This is a genomic window from Mycolicibacterium neoaurum, assembly GCF_036946495.1.
Taxonomy (GTDB): domain Bacteria; phylum Actinomycetota; class Actinomycetes; order Mycobacteriales; family Mycobacteriaceae; genus Mycobacterium; species Mycobacterium neoaurum_B.
The window spans coordinates 2171747-2189793 of sequence record NZ_JAQIIX010000002.1 but is presented as its reverse complement, the minus strand read 5'-3'; the positions used below and the strand labels follow the sequence as shown (position 1 = coordinate 2189793).

At 66.5% G+C, this 18047-nt stretch carries 12 protein-coding genes; all 12 read right to left on the bottom strand.

The window, feature by feature from the left end; all coding sequences use genetic code 11:
- Window positions 1–8: 8 nt before the first annotated feature.
- On the bottom strand, window positions 9–653 hold the full coding sequence (locus tag PGN27_RS15825) for a dihydrofolate reductase family protein (RefSeq protein ID WP_335326973.1): 645 nt from the start codon (window positions 651–653) through the stop codon (window positions 9–11).
- 49 nt (window positions 654–702) lie between these two features.
- Window positions 703–2277 carry an acyl-CoA carboxylase subunit beta gene (locus PGN27_RS15820; RefSeq protein ID WP_019510929.1) on the bottom strand — a complete coding sequence of 525 codons (1575 nt, stop codon included), beginning with the start codon at window positions 2275–2277 and terminating at the stop codon, window positions 703–705.
- Window positions 2274–7703 carry a polyketide synthase Pks13 gene (gene pks13, locus PGN27_RS15815; protein WP_335326972.1) on the bottom strand — a complete coding sequence of 1810 codons (5430 nt, stop codon included), beginning with the start codon at window positions 7701–7703 and terminating at the stop codon, window positions 2274–2276. The genes PGN27_RS15820 and pks13 overlap by 4 nt, the downstream gene beginning before the upstream one ends.
- A gap of 61 nt (window positions 7704–7764) precedes the next feature.
- On the bottom strand, window positions 7765–9654 hold the full coding sequence (gene fadD32, locus PGN27_RS15810; RefSeq protein ID WP_335326971.1) for a long-chain-fatty-acid--AMP ligase FadD32: 1890 nt from the start codon (window positions 9652–9654) through the stop codon (window positions 7765–7767).
- Between the two features lie 223 nt (window positions 9655–9877).
- Window positions 9878–10888 carry a carboxylesterase Culp6 gene (gene culp6, locus PGN27_RS15805; RefSeq protein ID WP_335326970.1) on the bottom strand — a complete coding sequence of 337 codons (1011 nt, stop codon included), beginning with the start codon at window positions 10886–10888 and terminating at the stop codon, window positions 9878–9880.
- Window positions 10889–10920: 32 nt separating this feature from the next.
- Complete coding sequence (locus PGN27_RS15800; RefSeq protein WP_335326969.1) at window positions 10921–11421, bottom strand: DUF732 domain-containing protein; 501 nt, start codon at window positions 11419–11421, stop codon at window positions 10921–10923.
- Window positions 11422–11469: 48 nt separating this feature from the next.
- Window positions 11470–12357, bottom strand: a complete 888-nt coding sequence (locus PGN27_RS15795; protein WP_335326968.1) for an alpha/beta hydrolase-fold protein — start codon at window positions 12355–12357, stop codon at window positions 11470–11472.
- Window positions 12358–12464: 107 nt separating this feature from the next.
- A complete protein-coding gene (locus PGN27_RS15790; RefSeq protein WP_335326967.1) occupies window positions 12465–13466 on the bottom strand; it encodes an esterase family protein in 1002 nt (333 codons plus the stop codon).
- Between the two features lie 77 nt (window positions 13467–13543).
- Entirely contained in the window at window positions 13544–14500 is a 957-nt protein-coding gene (locus PGN27_RS15785; RefSeq protein ID WP_418888605.1) for an esterase family protein, read from the bottom strand.
- A gap of 145 nt (window positions 14501–14645) precedes the next feature.
- The gene (aftB, locus tag PGN27_RS15780; protein ID WP_335326966.1) at window positions 14646–16547 is read right to left on the bottom strand and encodes a terminal beta-(1->2)-arabinofuranosyltransferase; all 1902 of its coding nucleotides are present in this window, start codon (window positions 16545–16547) and stop codon (window positions 14646–14648) included.
- A 46-nt stretch (window positions 16548–16593) separates the two neighbouring features.
- Window positions 16594–17514 (bottom strand): decaprenyl-phosphate phosphoribosyltransferase, encoded by a 921-nt coding sequence (locus PGN27_RS15775; protein ID WP_335326965.1) that lies wholly within the window; start codon window positions 17512–17514, stop codon window positions 16594–16596.
- Window positions 17511–18047, bottom strand: a complete 537-nt coding sequence (locus PGN27_RS15770) for a phosphatase PAP2 family protein (protein ID WP_335326964.1) — start codon at window positions 18045–18047, stop codon at window positions 17511–17513. Before PGN27_RS15770 ends, PGN27_RS15775 begins: the two co-directional genes overlap by 4 nt.

Sequence of the window (18047 nt, the reverse complement as noted above, 5' to 3'; positions counted from 1 at the left end):
AGTGCCTGCTAGAGGTGTTGTTTGGCGTCCTCGTAGGACCCACTCGGCGCGGCCTCGTCCTTGGTGTAGACGCTGTGCACCACGCCGGTCCGGAAGGCGCTCGAGCTCAGCAGTTTCAGCGGCAGCGCGTCCCCGTCGCGGAACAGCCGTGCGCCGGTGCCCACCACGACGGGATGTACCAGCAGGTGTAATTCGTCGAGCAGGCCCGCGGCCAGCAGTTCGCGCACCACGGACACCGATCCGGCGATGGCGATGTCACCGCCCGGCTGCGCCTTGAGCGCCCGCACGCCGGTGAGCAGATCACCCTGCAGCTGTTCGGAATTGCGCCAGTCATAGTTCGCGTCGGGCTTATCCCCCGTCGCTTCGCTCGCCCCGGGCCCGAAACTCAACTGCCTGCGCGATACCACGATCTTGCGGGTGTCACCGAGCTTCTTGGCGAACTCGGCGTCCTCACCACCGTCGGCTTCCCGCTGTGGCCAGGCGCCGACGAAGCTGTCATAGGTGGCGCGGCCGAGCAGGATGGTCTCCGCCGAGCCCAACTGGGCATCGACGGCCGCGCCCATCTCATCGTTGAAGTACGGGAAATGCCATTGGTCGGGCGCCTCCACCACGCCGTCGAGCGAGATGAACAGGCCTGCGGTGATCCGTGTCATGCCAGATACGACCACCGCAGGCCCGAAAACTCATCGCGCACGCCGGCGATTACAGCGGGGTCAGACCGTGCTTGCGAAGCACCTTCTTCACCGGCTGCTTGTCGCGCAGCAGCCGCAGCGACTTTCGGATCAACAGCCGCGTCTCGTGCGGTTCGATGACACCGTCGATATAGCCGCGTTCGGCCGCGATCCACGGGGTTGCCAGGTTCAGGTTGTAGCCCTCGATGAAGTCGGCGCGGATCTTCTGCACCTCGGGCGCGGTCGGATCCGGGAACCGCTTCACCAACAGCTGGGCCGCACCCTCGGCGCCGATCACGGCGATGCGCGCGGTCGGCCAGGCGAAGTTGAGATCCGCCGAGAGCTGCTTGGAACCCATGACGGCGTAGCCGCCGCCGTAGGCCTTGCGCACGATGATGGTCACCTTGGGCACGTCGGCCTCGACGATAGCGTTGAAGAAGCGGCCACCGCGCTTGATGATGCCGCCCTCCTCCTCGGCCACACCGGGCATGGCACCCGGGGTGTCGACGACGAACACCAGCGGCAGGTTGAACGAGTCGCAGAATCGGATGAAGCCGGCAGCCTTGTCGGATGCCTCGTTGCCGACCGCACCGGACATGTGCATCGGCTGGTTGGCGATCACGCCGACCGGGCGACCGTCGACCCGCGCGAACGCGGTGATCATCGACGGACTGCGCTGATCCGAGATCTCGAAGACGTCACCGTCGTCGAAGATCCGCAGCAGGATCTCGTGCATGTCGTAACCCATGTTGTCCGAGTCCGGAACGATGGTGTCGAGTTCGAGGTCGTGCGCGGTGATCTCGGGCTCCAGGCCCGGGTTGACGATCGGCGCGTCGTCGAAGTGGTTGGCGGGCAGGAAGCTCAGGTAATCCCGAACGTATTGGTAGGCCGCGGCTTCGGACTCGACCACCTTGTGGATGTTGCCACGCCGGGCCTGCACATCGGCGCCGCCAAGCTCGTCGAAGGTGACGTCCTCACCCGTGACATCCTTGATGACGTCGGGACCGGTGATGAACATGTAGCCCTGATCACGCACGGCCACAACGAGATCGGTTTGGATCGGCGAGTACACCGCACCGCCGGCGCACTTGCCGAAGATCAGCGAGATCTCGGGCACCAGGCCGCGCAGCATTTCGTGGCGACGGCCCAGTTCGGCGTACCAGGCCAACGATGTGGCGGTGTCCTGGATGCGGGCACCCGCCGAGTCGTTGATACCGATGATCGGGCAGCCGACCATGGCCACCCACTCCATGAGCTTGGCCACCTTGCGGCCGAACATCTCACCGACCGAGCCTTGGAACACCGTCTGGTCGTGGCTGAACACACCGACCGGCCGGCCGTCGATGGTGCCGTGACCGGTCACCACACCATCACCATAGAAGGCATTCGGGTCGCCAGGTGTGCGGGCCAGCGCACCGATCTCCAGGAAGCTACCCGGATCCAGCAGCGCATGGATGCGCGCGCGGGCACTCGGGATGCCCTTCTTGTCGCGCCGAGCCTTGGCCTTCTCGTCACCGGGATCCTTGGCCAGCTCCAGCTTTTCGCGCAGCTCGGCCAGCTTCTCCGCAGTGGTGGCGGTCTTCGGCTGTACGGGAGTTTCCGTCACTGGTTCCCCTTCTGGCTCGCTTCGATGCGGTTGATGGCCTCGCTCAGATGAGCGCCGACCTTGGCGATGATCGGCTCGTCGATGGCCTGGATGTGCTCGCCGCCGATCTGCACGACCTCCAGATCGGAAACGGCCTCACCCCAGCCACCGTCGGGCTGACGGGTGGCATAAGCCGGCTCGAAGACGATGGCGTCATCGTGATACCGGTCGGCCATGTAGAGCGTGACGTGCCCGTCGTAGGGCTGCAGCTCGATGGTGTCGAGTGCGCGGTTGTCCAGGTAGGACGTGCGCTGGTGTTCGATGATGCCACCGGGGATCTGCACCCCGCTCTCGGCGACGATGTCGAGCACGTATTTGACCTGACCCTCGTCGTCGAGCTTTTCCAGTTCCTCGTAGGGAATCTCGGGAATCTCGACGTTGAAGGTGCGCTCGGCGAAGCGGGCGTAACGATCCCAGCGGGCCCGCATCCCCTCCTTGGACTGATCGATCGGTACACCGGGGCGCACACAATCGATCAGGCCGACGAATCGCACATCGGCACCGGCCCGCTTGAGACCGATCGCGCAGGCATAGGCCAGCGCGCCGCCGAGAGACCACCCGGCCAGCACGAACGGACCGTCGTGCAGCTCAAGGAGTTTGGGCACGTACTCGGCGGCCCGCTCCTCGATGGAACCCTCGACACGCTCGATGCCATAGACCGGGATATCGGCGGGTAGCCGCTTGATCAACGGCTCGTAGACCACCGTCGATCCACCGGCGGGGTGGAACACGAAGAGCGGCACAGCCTTCGAGCCACCGGTCGGCGGGCGCAGGGTCCGGACGAAACCGTCGACGAGTCCGTCCTCGAGCTGGTCGCGGACGTGGGTGGCCAATTCCTCGATGGTCTTGGCCGACCGCACCTGCTCGACACTGATCGGGCCCTCGGCCCGCTCGGTCAGCCGGGCCGACATCTTGGCCGCGGTCTCCTCGTCGACTGCGGGCAGCTCGTTGAAGATGCCGCCGGGGGACTTGCCGGTGACGATGGCCCACGTCGCGAAGGTGACGCGCTCGGCGGCATCACGTGGGGGCACGTCGGCGCCGAGCGCCTCGGTGACGGCCTCCTGGGTGAGCACCTTCGCCGCGGCCGCGGCGGCGGTCGCCTTCTTGGGCCCACTCGGATCGGTCGGCGGAGCCGGGACGCCGGCGACATCAGAGGTCTGAGCCGGGACGCCGGCGACATCCGAGGTCGGCGGCGGGATTTCGATACCGACCTCGGCCAAGGACTCGGTGGTCTCGTCGGCCTTGTCCGCGAGCGGATGACCCGCCTCGGCCAGTTTGGCTTCAAGCTCGGCAACCGTGGTTGCACCGCCCATGAGCTCGGCCTGCGCGGCCGCGATCTCCTCGGCGGACTGCCCCTTCTGAGCCTCGGCCAGCGCACTGACCTCGTCGCGGTGCTCGATCGCGTACTGGATCAGCTTCTCCACCGCGTAGAGGTTCGCGTCCCGCACCGCGGTCAATTGGATGGGCGGCATGTCGAAGTCGTATTCGACCCGGTTCTTGATACGCACCGCCATCAACGAATCCAGGCCCAGCTCGATCAGCGGCACCTCCCAGGGCAGATCCTCCGGCTCGTAACCCATGGCGCTGCCGACGATGGTGCCCAACCGCTGCCCGACCGTCTCCCCGGATTCGGGGTTCCACTTCGCGAAATCCGAACCCAGATTGGCTCCGGCGGTGAGATTGTCGGCCTCGAAAGCCGGGCTGTCATCCTCGGGCTCCTCGACCGATACCGGTGCGGCGGCGGCGATCTCGGCGACCGTGCCCACCCCGACGGCCGTCGGCAGCGCGGTCTGCTGACCCGCGCGGCTGACGATGGCGTCGTAGACGAGGGTGAAGGATTCGTCGATACGGGCGTGCACCTGCACCGATGCACCACCGGGATGGCGGGTCAACGTCGTCACCAGCCGGGCGTTGTCCGCGGGCACCGCACGCTGCTCGGCGGCGGTCAGCAGTGCATCGGGAAGAACCTGTGCCGCAGCCGCTTTCACCAGGCCGGCCAGATCGGGTGAGCCGTTGGGTGCGTATTCCCACACGTGCCTGCCGTCCGGAGTGGCCACATGGGTACCCGGTGCGACGACCGAGCTGTCCCCGGTGAAGCGGGCGTCGAGCCAGTGCTCCTTGCGCTTGAACCGGGTCAGCGGGATATCGGCGAAGTCCAGCGCACCGGCCAGACCGCGATTGCGACGCGGGAACAACGACCGCGGGTCCATATCGTGGCCGTACACGTACAGGTGCGCCAACGCCGTGGTCATCGAATCGACCTCGTCCTGCTTGCGCGCCAGCGTCGCGATCAATTGCGCATCATGAAGCCCGGCGCTGGCCGTGGTCAGCCCAACCTGCATCAGCGCCACCGGATTCGGCGCGAGCTCCAGAAAAGTGGTGTACCCGTTGTCGACGGCGTTGCGGATGCCGTGGGTGAAGTAGACGCTGTGCCGCAGCCCCTTCTTCCAGTACTCGACATCGTGGATGGGTTCGGCTCCGGCCCGGACGAACTGGCCCTCATGCACGGTCGAGAAGTAGCCGGTCTGCAGCGGCCGGGCCTCGATACCCTGGATCTCGGCCGAGAGCTCACCGAGCAGCGGGTCCATCTGCTGGGTGTGGCTGGCACCCTTGGTCTGCAGCTTGCGGGCGAACTTGCCCTCGGATTCCGCGCGCTCGATGATCGCGTCGATCTGCTCGGGCGGACCACCGATCACCGTCTGGGTCGGTGCGGCGTACACGCACACCTCCAGGCCGGGGAAATCGGAGAACACGGTCTTGATCTCGTCGGCGGAATATTCGACCAGAGCCATCAGCCGGATGTACTCACCGAACAGCATCGCCTCACCCTCACCCATCAGGTGAGCGCGCGAACAGATGGTCCGGGTGGCGTCGGCCAGCGACAGACCACCGGAGAAGTAGGCCGCGGCCGCCTCGCCCAGCGACTGCCCGACCACCGCACCGGGTGTGGCGCCGTGGTGGCGCAGCAGCTCACCGAGCCCGATCTGCAGCGCGAAGATCACCGTCTGGACGACCTCGATCGGGTACTCGCAGGTCTCTGCGGTGTAGTCGATCGCGTCATCGAGGATGAGCTCGACGATCGAATAGCCACGCTCGTCCTGGATGAGGGCGTCGACCTTGTTGATCCACTCGGCGAACACCTCATCGCGCAGGTAGAGGTCCTTGCCCATCTTGCGGTGCTGGGCGCCGAATCCGGCGAACACCCACACCGGGCCGTTGGTGACCGGCCCATCGGCGGCCAGGACCAGCGGGCTCTGCTTGCCATCGGCGAGCGCCCGCAGGCCCTTGACGGCCTCGTCGTGGTCGTGGGCCAGCACGACGGCCCGGGAGCGGCCGTGGTTACGCCGCGACAGCGAACGACCGATCGATTCGAGCGAGGAGGCGCGTCCGGCCTCGCTGTCGATCCAATCGGCGAGTTCTGCGGCGGTGCTGCGCTTACGTGAGGTCAGGAAGCCCGAGACGAACAGCGGCACAACAGGTCTGGCGGGCTCGGCGGCGGCAAGCGCGGCGCGACCCTCGTCGATGAGCCGCTGGGCTTCCTCGGTGAGGCCGGGCAGTTCGTAGTTGTCATCGTCGTAGCCTGGGTACTCGGGCTCGTCCTCGACGAACTCGCCGTACTCATCCATCCGCCGGCCGCTGAGATTCAGCTCGTCGGCCTCGTCGGGCGTTTCGGACGTTTTGTCCTCGGCGACAGGGTTTTCCGGCTCGGGCTCGACCAGGTCGGAGGCCAGCACCTCACGCAACACCAGGTGCGCATTGGCGCCACCGAAGCCGAAACCGGACACCCCGGCGATGGCCTGCCCGCTGTAGCGGGGCCAGTCCGAGACGGTGTCGTTGACCTTGAGATGTTCCTTGTCGAAATCGATGTACGGGTTGGGACCCGCGTAGTTGATCGACGGCGGCAGCTTGTCATGCTGCAGCGCGAGTGCCATCTTGGCGAGGCTGGCCGCACCGGCCGCCGATTCCAGATGGCCCACATTGGATTTCACCGCACCGAGCAGCGCGGGCTTGTCGTCGGCACGGCCACGACCCACGACCCGGCCGAGCGCATCGGCCTCGATGGGGTCACCCAGGATGGTGCCGGTGCCGTGCGCCTCGATGTAGTCGACATCGCGCGGGTTGATCCCGGCGTCCTTGTACGCCTTACGCAGCACCGCTTCCTGGGCATCCGGGTTGGGCGCCAGCATGCCGTTGGAGCGGCCGTCGTGGTTGACCGCGCTGCCCGCGATGACGGCGATGATCTCGTCACCGTCGCGACGCGCATCGGAGACGCGCTTGAGCACCAGCATGCCGCCGCCCTCGGAACGGGCGTAGCCGTTGGCGTCCGACGAGAACGACTTGCACCGGCCGTCCGGCGCCAACACGCCGCCGACCTCGTCGAACCCGATGGTGACCAGCGGGGTCACCATGGCGTTCACGCCGCCGACGATCGCGACGTCGATTTCACCGGAGCGCAGCGCGCGCACTCCCTGGTGCGCGGCGACCAGCGAGGACGAACATGCGGTGTCGATGGATTCCGACGGACCGCGGAAGTCGTAGAAGTAGGACACCCGGTTGGCGATGATCGAGCTGGTGGTGCCGGTGATGGCATACGGGTGCGCGGTGGTCGGGTCGGCCACGGCGAGGAACATGTAGTCGTTGTTCGAGCTGCCCACGTAGACGCCGACATCACCGCCGCGCAGGCTCGACGCCGGGATGCGCGCGTGCTCGAGCGCCTCCCAGGTGAGCTCCAGGGCCATCCGCTGCTGCGGATCGATGTTGTCGGCCTCCATCTTCGACAGCGCGAAGAACTCGGAGTCGAAACCCTTGATATCGGAGAGGTAGCCGCCACGGGTGTGTGCCTTGGCCACCCGCTCGGCGATGCGGGGCTCGCCGAGGAACTCCGACCAGCGACCCTCGGGCAGATCCGAGCTGGCGTCGCGACCCTCAAGCAGTGCCGCCCACATCTGCTCGGCGCTGTTCATCTCACCCGGGAATCGGGTGGCCAAACCGACGATTGCGATGTCCTCGACCCCGGGTTCGCGGGTCCAGTCCTCGTCGCTGTCGACCACCGGCTCGGGCTCGCCCTCGATGATGACGGTGGCCAACGCCTCGATGGTCGGATTGCGGAACACCACGGTGGCGGTCAACGTGACACCGGTCAGATCCTCGATATCGCTGGCCATCGCGACCGCGTCACGGGAGGACAGCCCGAGTTCGACCACCGGCGCCGATTCGTTGATGGAGTCGGCCGGCTGCCCGGTGGCGTTGGCCACCCAGTTGCGCAGCCATTCCCGCATCTCGGCGACCGTCATGTCACCGCGAGCGGGGGCGACGGCATCCGAGGCCGACCCTGACACCGCGGGCAGGTCGCCGGCGGGTTGCGAATTATCTTGCGCTTCAGTCATTTTCACTGTTCACTTTCGCCGCCGTGCGGCCTGGGTGGCGCGGTGAGGAACTGAATGTGCCTCAGTCCGTCTCGTCGGGGAAATCGTTGGCGATCTTGCCGCTGCGCAGGCTGCCGTCCAGGTAACCGGCCCGGCAGGCGCGCCTGCCGATCTTGCCGCTGGAGGTACGCGGGATGGCACCGGCCGGGGTCAGCAGAACGTCACGCACGGTGACGCCGTGGCGCACCGCGATGGCTGCGCGGATATCGTCGATGACCGGACCGAGCTCCATCTTGTGCGAACCTGCGGCCCGCTCGGCGACGATGACCAGCTGCTCGGAGGTGTCCTCCGGGTCGAACTTCAGACCGGCGTGCGTGTCGTCGAAGACCTCGGCGGGCAACTGATTGGCCGGCACCGAGAATGCCGCGGCGAACCCGGTGCGGACCGCCTTGGAGGCCTCCTGTGCGGAGTACTCCAGATCCTGGGGGTAGTGGTTGCGGCCGTCGATGATGACCAGATCCTTGACGCGTCCGGTGATGTAGAGATCACCGTCATAGAAGGCACCGTAATCGCCGGTACGTACCCAGGTGGCGTCATCCGCCGCGCCCTCGGCATGCGAGGGCGTGGTGCGTGATTTCAGTGTGTTCTGGAACGTCTCGACCGTGGCCTCGGGCTTACCCCAGTACCCGGTGCCCATGTTCGGACCACTGATCCAGATCTCGCCGATCTGACCGTCGGGAAGCTCGGTGGCCGACTCGGCGTCCACGATCACCGCCCACTGGGAGATGCCCACCTTGCCTGCCGACGCCTGCGCGACGGCCTTGGGCGAGTCGGCGTCGACCTCGACGATGGAGCCGGTGTTCAGAGCGTCCCGGTCCACATTGATGATCTTGGGCTCTTCCTGGGACGGCGTGGTGGAGACGAAGAGAGTCGCCTCGGCCAGTCCGTAGGACGGTTTGATGGCCTTGGCCGGGAAGCCGTAGGGACCGAACGCCTCGTTGAACCGGCGCACGGTGGCCGCGGAGATCGGTTCGCTGCCGTTGAGCACGGCCTTGACGTTGGACAGGTCCAACGGCGGCTCACCGTCCTTGGGCAGTCCGCGCGCCGCCGCGTGGTCGAAGGCGAAGTTCGGGGCCACCGAGATCACGCCGCCGGTGTCCTCGGGCTTGCGTGCCATCTCGCGGATCCAACGGCCGGGCCTGCGCACGAATGCCGCCGGGGTCATGAAGGTGAAGTTGTGGCCGATCATCGGGGCCAGCAGCGCGGTGATCAGACCCATGTCGTGGAAGAACGGCAACCAGGACAGGCCGCGGTCACCTTCCTCACCCTCCAGCGCCTCGATGACCTGGACGATATTGGTGGCCAGATTGAGGTGGGTGATCTGCACGCCGGTGGGGATGCGGGTGGAGCCCGAGGTGTACTGCAGGTACGCCACGGTGTCCTTGGTGACCTCGACGGGCTCCCAGGTGGCGGCGACCTCTTCGGGCACGGCATCGACGGCGATCACCCTGGGGCGCTGGTTGGCCGGGCGGCTACGGAAGAACTTGCGCACGCCCTCGGCGGCATCGGTGGTGGTGAGGATCGCCGAGGGTTTGCAGTCGTCCAGCACGGCGTGCAGGCGGCCGACGTGGCCGGGCTCGGACGGATCGAACAGCGGCACCGCGATACGGCCGGCGTAGATGGCGCCGTACATGGCGACCAGATAGTTCAGGTTCTGGGGGCTGAGGATGGCGACGCGGTCACCTTCGGCGGTGACCTGCTGCAGACGGGCGGCGACCGCACGGTTGCGCGCACTGAACTGAGCCCAGGTCAGTTCGCGGACCTCGCCGTCGCGCTCGGTCGAGAAGTCCAGGAAGCGATAGGCGAGTTTGTCACCGCGGACCTTGGCCCACCGCTCGACGTGGGAGACGATGCTGGCGTTGTCAGGAAAGATGATCTGACCGTTCTTGATGAACGGGTTATGGAACGGCATCGAATACTCCTGTCACGCACACTTCTCATGGTCGCCCCCGAACCTGGGGAATCGTACCGGCGGTCGGCGCCGAAGCCTGCACTCGGCGACACGCCACTCTTAGTTTTCTCTTAATGTTAATTGTTCGATTCGTGCAGGCCAAATCTGGTTACCGGCGAGTCGGCTTCGAGGCGAGCGAAGCGACCGGGATATCGCCCGACCCGCACCTCGGCTCAACCGGGGCTCAACCGTGCTTGGGCTCCGGCGCGTTCTGCAGCAGATCGCGTGCCCAGCCGAGCGTCCACTGGGTAGACGTCCTACCGTCCATTTGCCAGAACTGCGGGGTGTTGTACAGCGCGTGCACCGGGCCTGCCGTGCTGCCCAGCAGAGCGTTGATCGTGGCGGGCAGGTTGGCGATCGAGAATGCCGACTCGGGTGCCGCACAGATCAGGTCACCGTTGGCGCAGATCTGATAGGTCCGGTTGTCCAGTTCCCCGAATCCGCCGTCGCGCGGTCCGGTCATCGCCAGACCCATCGCCGCGAGCATCGGCACCTCGTGCAGCGTGATCTCGGCTCCCTGGCCCGGGGCATTGGGCTGCAGGTTCTGCCCAACCCCCTCCTGACGCCGGCCGTCCGCGATGAGGGTCACCCCGAGCACCAGATCTTGATCGACGGGCCCGCGACCGTTGCCGATATCGCTGGCGATATCGCCGGCGATCACCGCGCCCTGGGAGAAGCCGACCAGCACGTAGCTGGTCAGCGGGCAGCGATTGTTCATATCGGTGATCGCCCGCACCGCAGCATCCTTACCCTCGGCGCGGCTGTCGTTGTAGGACATCTGGCCGTCCGCCGAGAACGGATTGTGGAACTGGGCGGTGTAGGGGACCGTGTAGATCTCGACGCGGTCGGTGCCGAACTCCGCGCGCAGCGGGTTGGTGACATTGAGCAGCAGCGCGATCGGGAATTGCACCGGATTGAGCGGGTCGAGCTGACGGGAGGATTCCCAGGTACCCGGTATCGAGACCAGCTGGACATCCGGGCAGCTCGCATCCTGGAACTCCGGTCGCGGCTTACCGGTCGGCGGCACCGCGGTCGGCACGTCGGTCGGTTGCCCGGGAGTGGCCAGCGGCGGGGTATCCGGCTGCCGCAGCCACACCACGACACCGGCGACCAGCACCGCCACCAGGACGGCGACCGCAGCAGCGGCAGCCAGGGCCAGGATGCGGTGCCGTTTGCGTCGGCTGTTGTCGGCCATGCGTCATCAACTCCAGAGGTCCGTGCGCTGCGTCAGCAGAGCCGTTCGGTTGCGATGCGAATGTAATCAGCGGTCGCAGCGTCGACGTCATCGACCTCCGGCGCCATCGAGCTGGAATGGGCATCGCGAAGATCGTTGCGCACCAGCGGCAGCACGAAATCCCACACCGCCTGTTCGGTCTGTTTGGCAGCCCGCGCCTGGCAGACATAGGCGCCGATGCTCAGCGCCATCAGGTCATCGGAGGGGTGCACCCCGGAGTCGACCAGGGCATCCAGATAGGACCGCTGGCGCGGTGTCACCGTCAGGTGCTCGCTGGGTCCGCCGGAGCGGGTGGCACCCATCATCCCGTCGACGCGAGCCATCGAGGACTCCTCGGCGGGCATCCCGACCGAGGCCAACGTGGTGTCCCCCGCGGTGCAACCGCACGACAGGGCCCCGACCGCGACCGCCGTCATGGCCAGCAGCAGGGGCGTCAGCTGCGGGGTCGGCCACTTTGCCAGACCCACACCGATCCGTCCGTTGCGCTGCACCATTCCACGGTACCGGCTGTTCTGCCGGTGCCATGGAACGTGATCAAACCGTCAGCGGATGGCCGCTGCCAGGTCACCGGACAGGGCGGCGAGCTGTCCGGCCCAGCTACCCCAGTCGTGCTGGCCGTCGACCGGGAAGTCGAAATGCCCGTTGCGTCCACCGATGGCGCGGTAGTGGGAGTAGAAGGTGCGGTTGCTGCCTTGGGCCTGCGCGCAATCGTTGATCATCGCGACCGGGTCGCTGCAGGTCGTGGTCTGCGGGCTGAAGACCCACAGTCGGGTGTTGTTGTCCACCAACAGCTGAGAGTGCACGTCCGGGTCATGCCACTTCCACCGGCCGAACTGCACCGGGCCCCACATCCGCTGGGTGTCGACTCCGCCGTACTGCGCCATCCCCGCGGTGATCGCGCCGTTCTCGAAGGTGCGCGACGGGGTCAGGAAACCCGAGAGCGAGCCCGCATAGCGGAACCGGTCCGGGTGGAAGGCGGCCAGCATCATCGCACCGGTACCGCCTTGCGAGGCGCCGACGACACCGTGTCCGCTGGGCGCCAGACCCTTGTTGGCGGCCAGCCAGTCCGGCAGTTCGGTGGCCAGGAAGGTCTCCCACTGCTTGGAACCGTCCTGCTCCCAGTTGGTGTAGAGGCTCCAGGCGCCACCGGCCGGAGCGGCCACCGAAATGCCCTTGCCCGCCAGGGTGTTCATCGCATTGCCCGCGGTCACCCAATTGCTGACGTCGGGTGCGGCGTTGAAGGCGTCGAGCAGGAAGACCGCATGCGGCCCGCCGCCCTGAAACGCGACAGGAATGGCGCGGCCCATGGCCGCCGACGGCACCATCAGGTATTCGACTCCGTCGGCACGCGCGGCCTGTTCGGTCGTCGCCGACACCGTCCACAGGCCCAGCGCCATCAGCACCGCATACGCAAGAGCCTGCAGCCTCATGTCCCACCTCGTCTTCGATCGTGTGTTTGCCCGCCGCCGCGTTGTAGTGAATCACATCACCACTGCGGCGGTCGGCGCAACGACCCGTTACGACCCGCAGACGGGACCTACCCCGCGGCGGGCACGGCCCCCAGCACCCGCTGGATATCGGGCTTCATGGCCTGCAACTGCGCGCCCCAGTAACCCCAGCTGTGCGTGCCGTTCTCCGGGAAGTTGAACACGCCGTTGCTGCCACCGTTGGCCAGGTAGGTGTCGCGGAACGTCTTGTTGGTCCGCAGCGTGAAGCCCTCGAGGAACTTCGCGTTGAACAGGTTGCCCGCGCTGGCACCGGCGTCGAGGTCCGACGGTTTGCCGTTTCCGCAGAAGATCCAGATGCGGGTGTTGTTGGCGATCAGCTTGTCGATGTTGACGTAGGGGTCGTTGCGCTTCCACGCCGGATCGCCGGACGGGCCCCACATGTCCTCGGCCTTGAATCCGCCGGCATCACCCATGGACAGTCCCACCAACATCGGCCACCAACCCTCGGACAGGTTCAGGAAGCCCGACAGGGATGCGGCATACGGGAACTGCTGGGGGTGATAGATGGCCAGCGTCAAGGCCGCAGAGCCGGCCATCGACAACCCGACCACCGCACTGCCTGTGGGTTTGACGGCCTTGTTGGACTGCAACCAGGCGGGCAGCTCCTGGGTGAGGAACGTCTCCCACTTGTAGGTGTAGGTGCCGTTCTTGCCCTTGGCCGGCTTGTACCAGTCGGAGTAGAAGCTCGACTGGCCGCCGACGGGCATGACCACCGAGAGACCGGAATGGTCGTACCACTCGAACGCCGCGGTGTTGATATCCCAACCGTTGAAGTCATCCTGGGCGCGCAGACCGTCGAGAAGGTAGACCGCAGGCGCATTCTCGCCGCCGCTCTGGAACTGGATGCGGATATCACGACCCATCCCGGCCGATGGCACGTCCAGATACTCCACCGCCAGGCCCGGTCGGGAGAAGGCGGACGCAGTCGCCGGGTCACCGATGACGCTCACCAGACCCGGTAGCACCGCGGCCGCGGCGGCCGCGATGGTCACTCTGCGGGTGACACCGCGCATCCACTCGGCGAAAGTCATATGTATTGGGATCCCGTCTGTTGTGGCCCGGACTCGAAGGCCCGTGTAGTCAACCACAATTGGCTGGGATGTCCCGCTCAGCGAACGAGGGTGGCGATCAGATCCGGCTTGAGCGCTTGTAACTGGGCACCCCAGTACGCCCACGAATGATTCCCTGCCGCAGGGAATTCGAAGGTTGCATTCGTCCCGCCAGCGGCGGTGTAGCGCTCCTGGAACTTCTTGTTGCTGCCGATTGCCAGACCCTCCAGGCTGTCGGCGTTGAACTGTTGGGCCGGGTCACCGTTGACATCCAGCGGAGTGGAACCCCCTGGCGCACAGTAAATCCACAGCCGAGTGCCAGCGGCGACCAACTTGCCGACCTGCTCGACCGGGTCGTTGCGCTTCCATGCCGGATCCCACGGCGGCCCCCACATGTTGTCGACGTTGTAGCCACCGGCATCGAGCATCGCGACGCGAATTGCCTGCTTCATGAAGGCGGTCGACGGGTTGAGGAATCCCGACAGCGATGCCGCATAACGGAATTGGTTCGGATGATAGGCGGCGAGGATCAACGCCGCGCCGCCGGACATCGACAATCCGACCACCCCGTTGCCCGCGGGTGAGATCTGCTTCTCGGCCGCCAACCACTGCGGAAGCTCGCTGGTGAGGAACGTCTCCCACTTATAGGTGTACTGCTGGCTGTTGAACGACGACGGCGAGTACCAGTCACTGTAGAAGCTGGACTGTCCACCCACCGGCATCACCACCGACAGGCCCGAATCGTGGAACCACTCGAAGGCAGGGGTGTTGATATCCCAGCCGTTGTAGTCGTCCTGGGCGCGCAACCCGTCGAGGAGGTAGACCGCATTCGGCCCGCCGGGCTGGAACTGGACCCGGATGTTGCGGTTCATGGCGGTGGAGAACACGTCGAGGTACTCGACCGGCAACCCTTCCCTGGAAAAGGCCGCGGCCGTCGGTGCGGGCACCGCGGCAACGGTGGCGAGCGCGACCATCGCGGCCAGCGCACGCGATAGCAGAGTCAGGGTCCTACGCATGCTGTGTCTATCCGTCCATCTCAGCGGTGACGCCACCCACCGAGTCACCAGGTGGTGGCGCGTTGCGGGCATTACGGGCCACGCTCATGTATCGGCCCAACATAACCGCGGCGTTACCGCAGCTGCAAAACCCTTGTTAGCTGGGTCACGGTCCGGTGGCGGGCAATCCGGTGTAGATCGGCGTCTTCGGTGGAGGTGCATCCAGCTTGCAGCGGTACAGCTCGTAGAGCGGGACGCGGTCGATGCGATAGCTGCCGAACTCCATTGCGTGGAAGAAGTTGGACAGGAACCGACGCGGCCCCATCGGTCCGCGCACGGAAGTCAGGATCGCCTCGGTATCGGGACACCTCAGGGCGACCTCCGCCTGAGCGATCCAATCCTCGTCGAGGTACTGCGGTATGTAGGGGCGCTGTTTGAGGAAGGGCCCCTCGGCCACCGCCCAGTCCGGGAAGAGGTTCTTGTCGTGCCCGATCCGGGCATCCTCCAAGCGCTCGGTGTGGGCGGCCAACGGATTGGTCAGGCCGATCTGATCGATCACCCGCACGTCGAGACCGACATTCATCCCGAGCATGCCCATATTGGTGAAAAAGACTGTATGCGGCCCGGTTTGGCCCGGCGGACGTGGCTTGTCAGGTGGTGGCGGAATGGCCGGGACGACGTCCCAGACATCGTAATTGCCCGAGGGCAGCAGCAGTGCGCCGTCGGGGGTGTTGCGCAGCGCCACGAGCACTGCGCGCATCCGGGGGTAATCCAGGTAATCCGCTGCGGTCAGCGGGTGAGCGTGTCCGGTGGCCTGCGCGTAGAACCGGCGCTCATCGACGATCCCGGAGTAGGTGACGCGGGTGGCATCGGCACCCATGCCCGGCGAATTCGCCGCCCACAGTGCCCATCCCGCGACCCCGACCCACAGCAGGCTTGCTGAACCGGTGAGCAGATACACCGTGCGCCGCGCAGCCCCGGCGCGCTCCGGCACCGTGATCGGAACCACCGCCACCGGTGTCAGTATCAGGAACAGCGCGGTCAGCAGGACGCGGCCGTGCATGAAGTCGCCGCCTTGGCGCACCCAGTAGACCGCCTGGACGACGCCGCTGACGACCACGAAAACCACCGCGGCGGTGGGATTCTGGACAATCCTCGCCAGCCGGGATCCGGTCGGTTCGGTCGGCTGTTGCGGTGCCCGGTCACGGACCAGCAGAACCAGGACCACCGCGAGCGCGACCAGCAGCACCAGTGGGATCCACAGCAGGTAGGGCGCGTTGAAGTTGCCGAGGTAGAGCAGGCCCTGGCTCCACTTGGCGCCGGAGGCGTCCTTGGCAACCGCGGTCTGGGGTACCAACAGTCCGTAGTAGCCCATCCGGAAGATCTGGTAGGCCACCGGTAGCGCGCCGCCCGCCCCGATGATCAGCAGCCGTCGACCGCGGCCGGGGGCAGCCAGCACCATCATCACCAACGCGACACCGCCGACCAGCGCCAGTTCCGGGCGGACCAGCACGCTCAGCCCCGCGACGAAGGCCAGCGCCGCGGTCAGGCCGGCTCCGGTGTGAGCGCGAGCCTGCGACCAGCGCACCAGCAGCCACCACAACAGGCCGATATAGGCCAGCACCAGACCGTTTTCCAGGCCCGATGACGCGAAATCCCGTGCCGGTGGGACCGCGATGTAGACGAGCACGCCGGCGGGCAGCAGCACCGCTCGGCGACCGGCGAGCAGCGGTGCGTACAACCGGGCGGTACCCAGCATCACCAGCACCACACCGGCCACACTCAGTCCCAGCGCGAGCGCCAGTGCGACGTACTCCAATCGCACCGGACCCGCGACCCAACTCGTCGCGGTGATCAGGTAGGTCCACAAAGTGGAGGTGTTCGATTCGACACGCTCACCGACATTGAAGACCGGCCCGTTGCCCGCCAACAGATTGCGCACCGTGCGCAGCACGATCAGACCGTCATCGGCCATCCAGCGGCGCTGCCAGGCACCCCAGAAGAAGAGCACGGCGACCACCAGCACCGACAGCCAGAGGCTGACCCGAACGGGGACGGTGTAGCGCACGACCGGCCTGTTGCTCAGACGTGCGGCGGTCGCCTCGGCGAGCCGATCAACTGAAGTAGGCAGCCGCACCGACGGTACCGATCAAGGCCAGGGCGAGCACCTGCAGCACCCGGTCTCCCAGGGCGATCTCCTCGGGCTCGCCGGCGTGCCCGCCGTCGATGTCGACCGCATAGCGCAGGATCGCGATGGTGAACGGGATGATCGAGATGGCCCACCACGATGCCGAACCGCCGTCGCGCTCGAAGGCGAACAGCGCGTAGCAGAGCACCACCGCGGTGGCGGCCAGCGTCCACACGAAGCGCAGGTAGCCGCTGGTGTAGCTCTCCAGCGACTTGCGGATCTTGGCCCCGGTGCGCTCGGCCAGTTGCAGCTCCGCGTAACGCTTTCCGGCCGCCATGAACAGCGAACCGAAGGCCATGACGAGTAGGAACCATTGGGAGAGTTGGATTCCCGCGGCGACACCGCCTGCGATGGCGCGGATGAGGAAGCCGGAGGACACGATGCAGATATCGATGACCGGCTGGTGTTTGAGGCCGAAACAGTAGGCAAGCTGGATGACGATGTAGACGCCGATCACCACGGCCAGGTTGGGTGAGACCAGCCAGGAGATGACCAGGGCGGCCACCCCGAGTACGACAGCCAAGGCGTAGGCCAGGGATTCGGGAACCACGCCGGCGGCAATCGGCCGGAACCGCTTGGTGGGATGGGCCCGGTCGGCCTCCACATCGCGTGCGTCGTTGACCAGGTACACCGACGAGGCGGCCAGACTGAACACCACGAAGGCCACCAGCACCTTGACCAGGACCGCGCGGTAATCGTCGACGACGAAGCGATCGTCACCGAGCGCGGCCACCGGGGCGGCGAACACCAGGACGTTCTTCACCCACTGACGCGGCCGCAGCGCCTTGACGATTCCCGTCGCCAGGTTCTTCGGCGGCGCGTGAGTCGGGTGCGGTTCTTCGCTCACAGTCCTGAATCCTTTCGGCCCGCCGTGCGGTCCGCGACGGCGTCCACGGTTCTGGCGACCGCCGTGCCGACCACAACACCGGTCAACACGTCGGTCGGGTAGTGCACGCCGAGGACCAGACGCGACAGCGCCATCGGCGGAATCAGCAGCCAGGGCAGCGGGAGCCCGGTGACGCGCCCCAGCAGGATGGCCGCGGCAGTGGTCGACGTGGCGTGTGCCGAGGGGAAGCTCAGCTTGCTCGGGGTGCCGACATTGACCGCGATCGCCGGATGATGCGGGCGTTTGCGCTTGACCACCCGCTTGATCACCACTGCAGCCGCGTGCGCGGCGAAGGCACCGATTCCCGCGGTGAGCCAGGCGCGACGGCGCCGCGGCTGCAGCATCGCGCCCAGCAGGGAGACCCCGACCCAGCCCGCGCTGTGCTCACCGAAGTGCGAAAGGGTTCGCGCGGTCGTCAGTACCCCGGGCCGACCGGCCAACGCGGACTGAACCGCGACGAGTGCCGCCTCTTCCGGCGCCAGATCCGCAGCCAC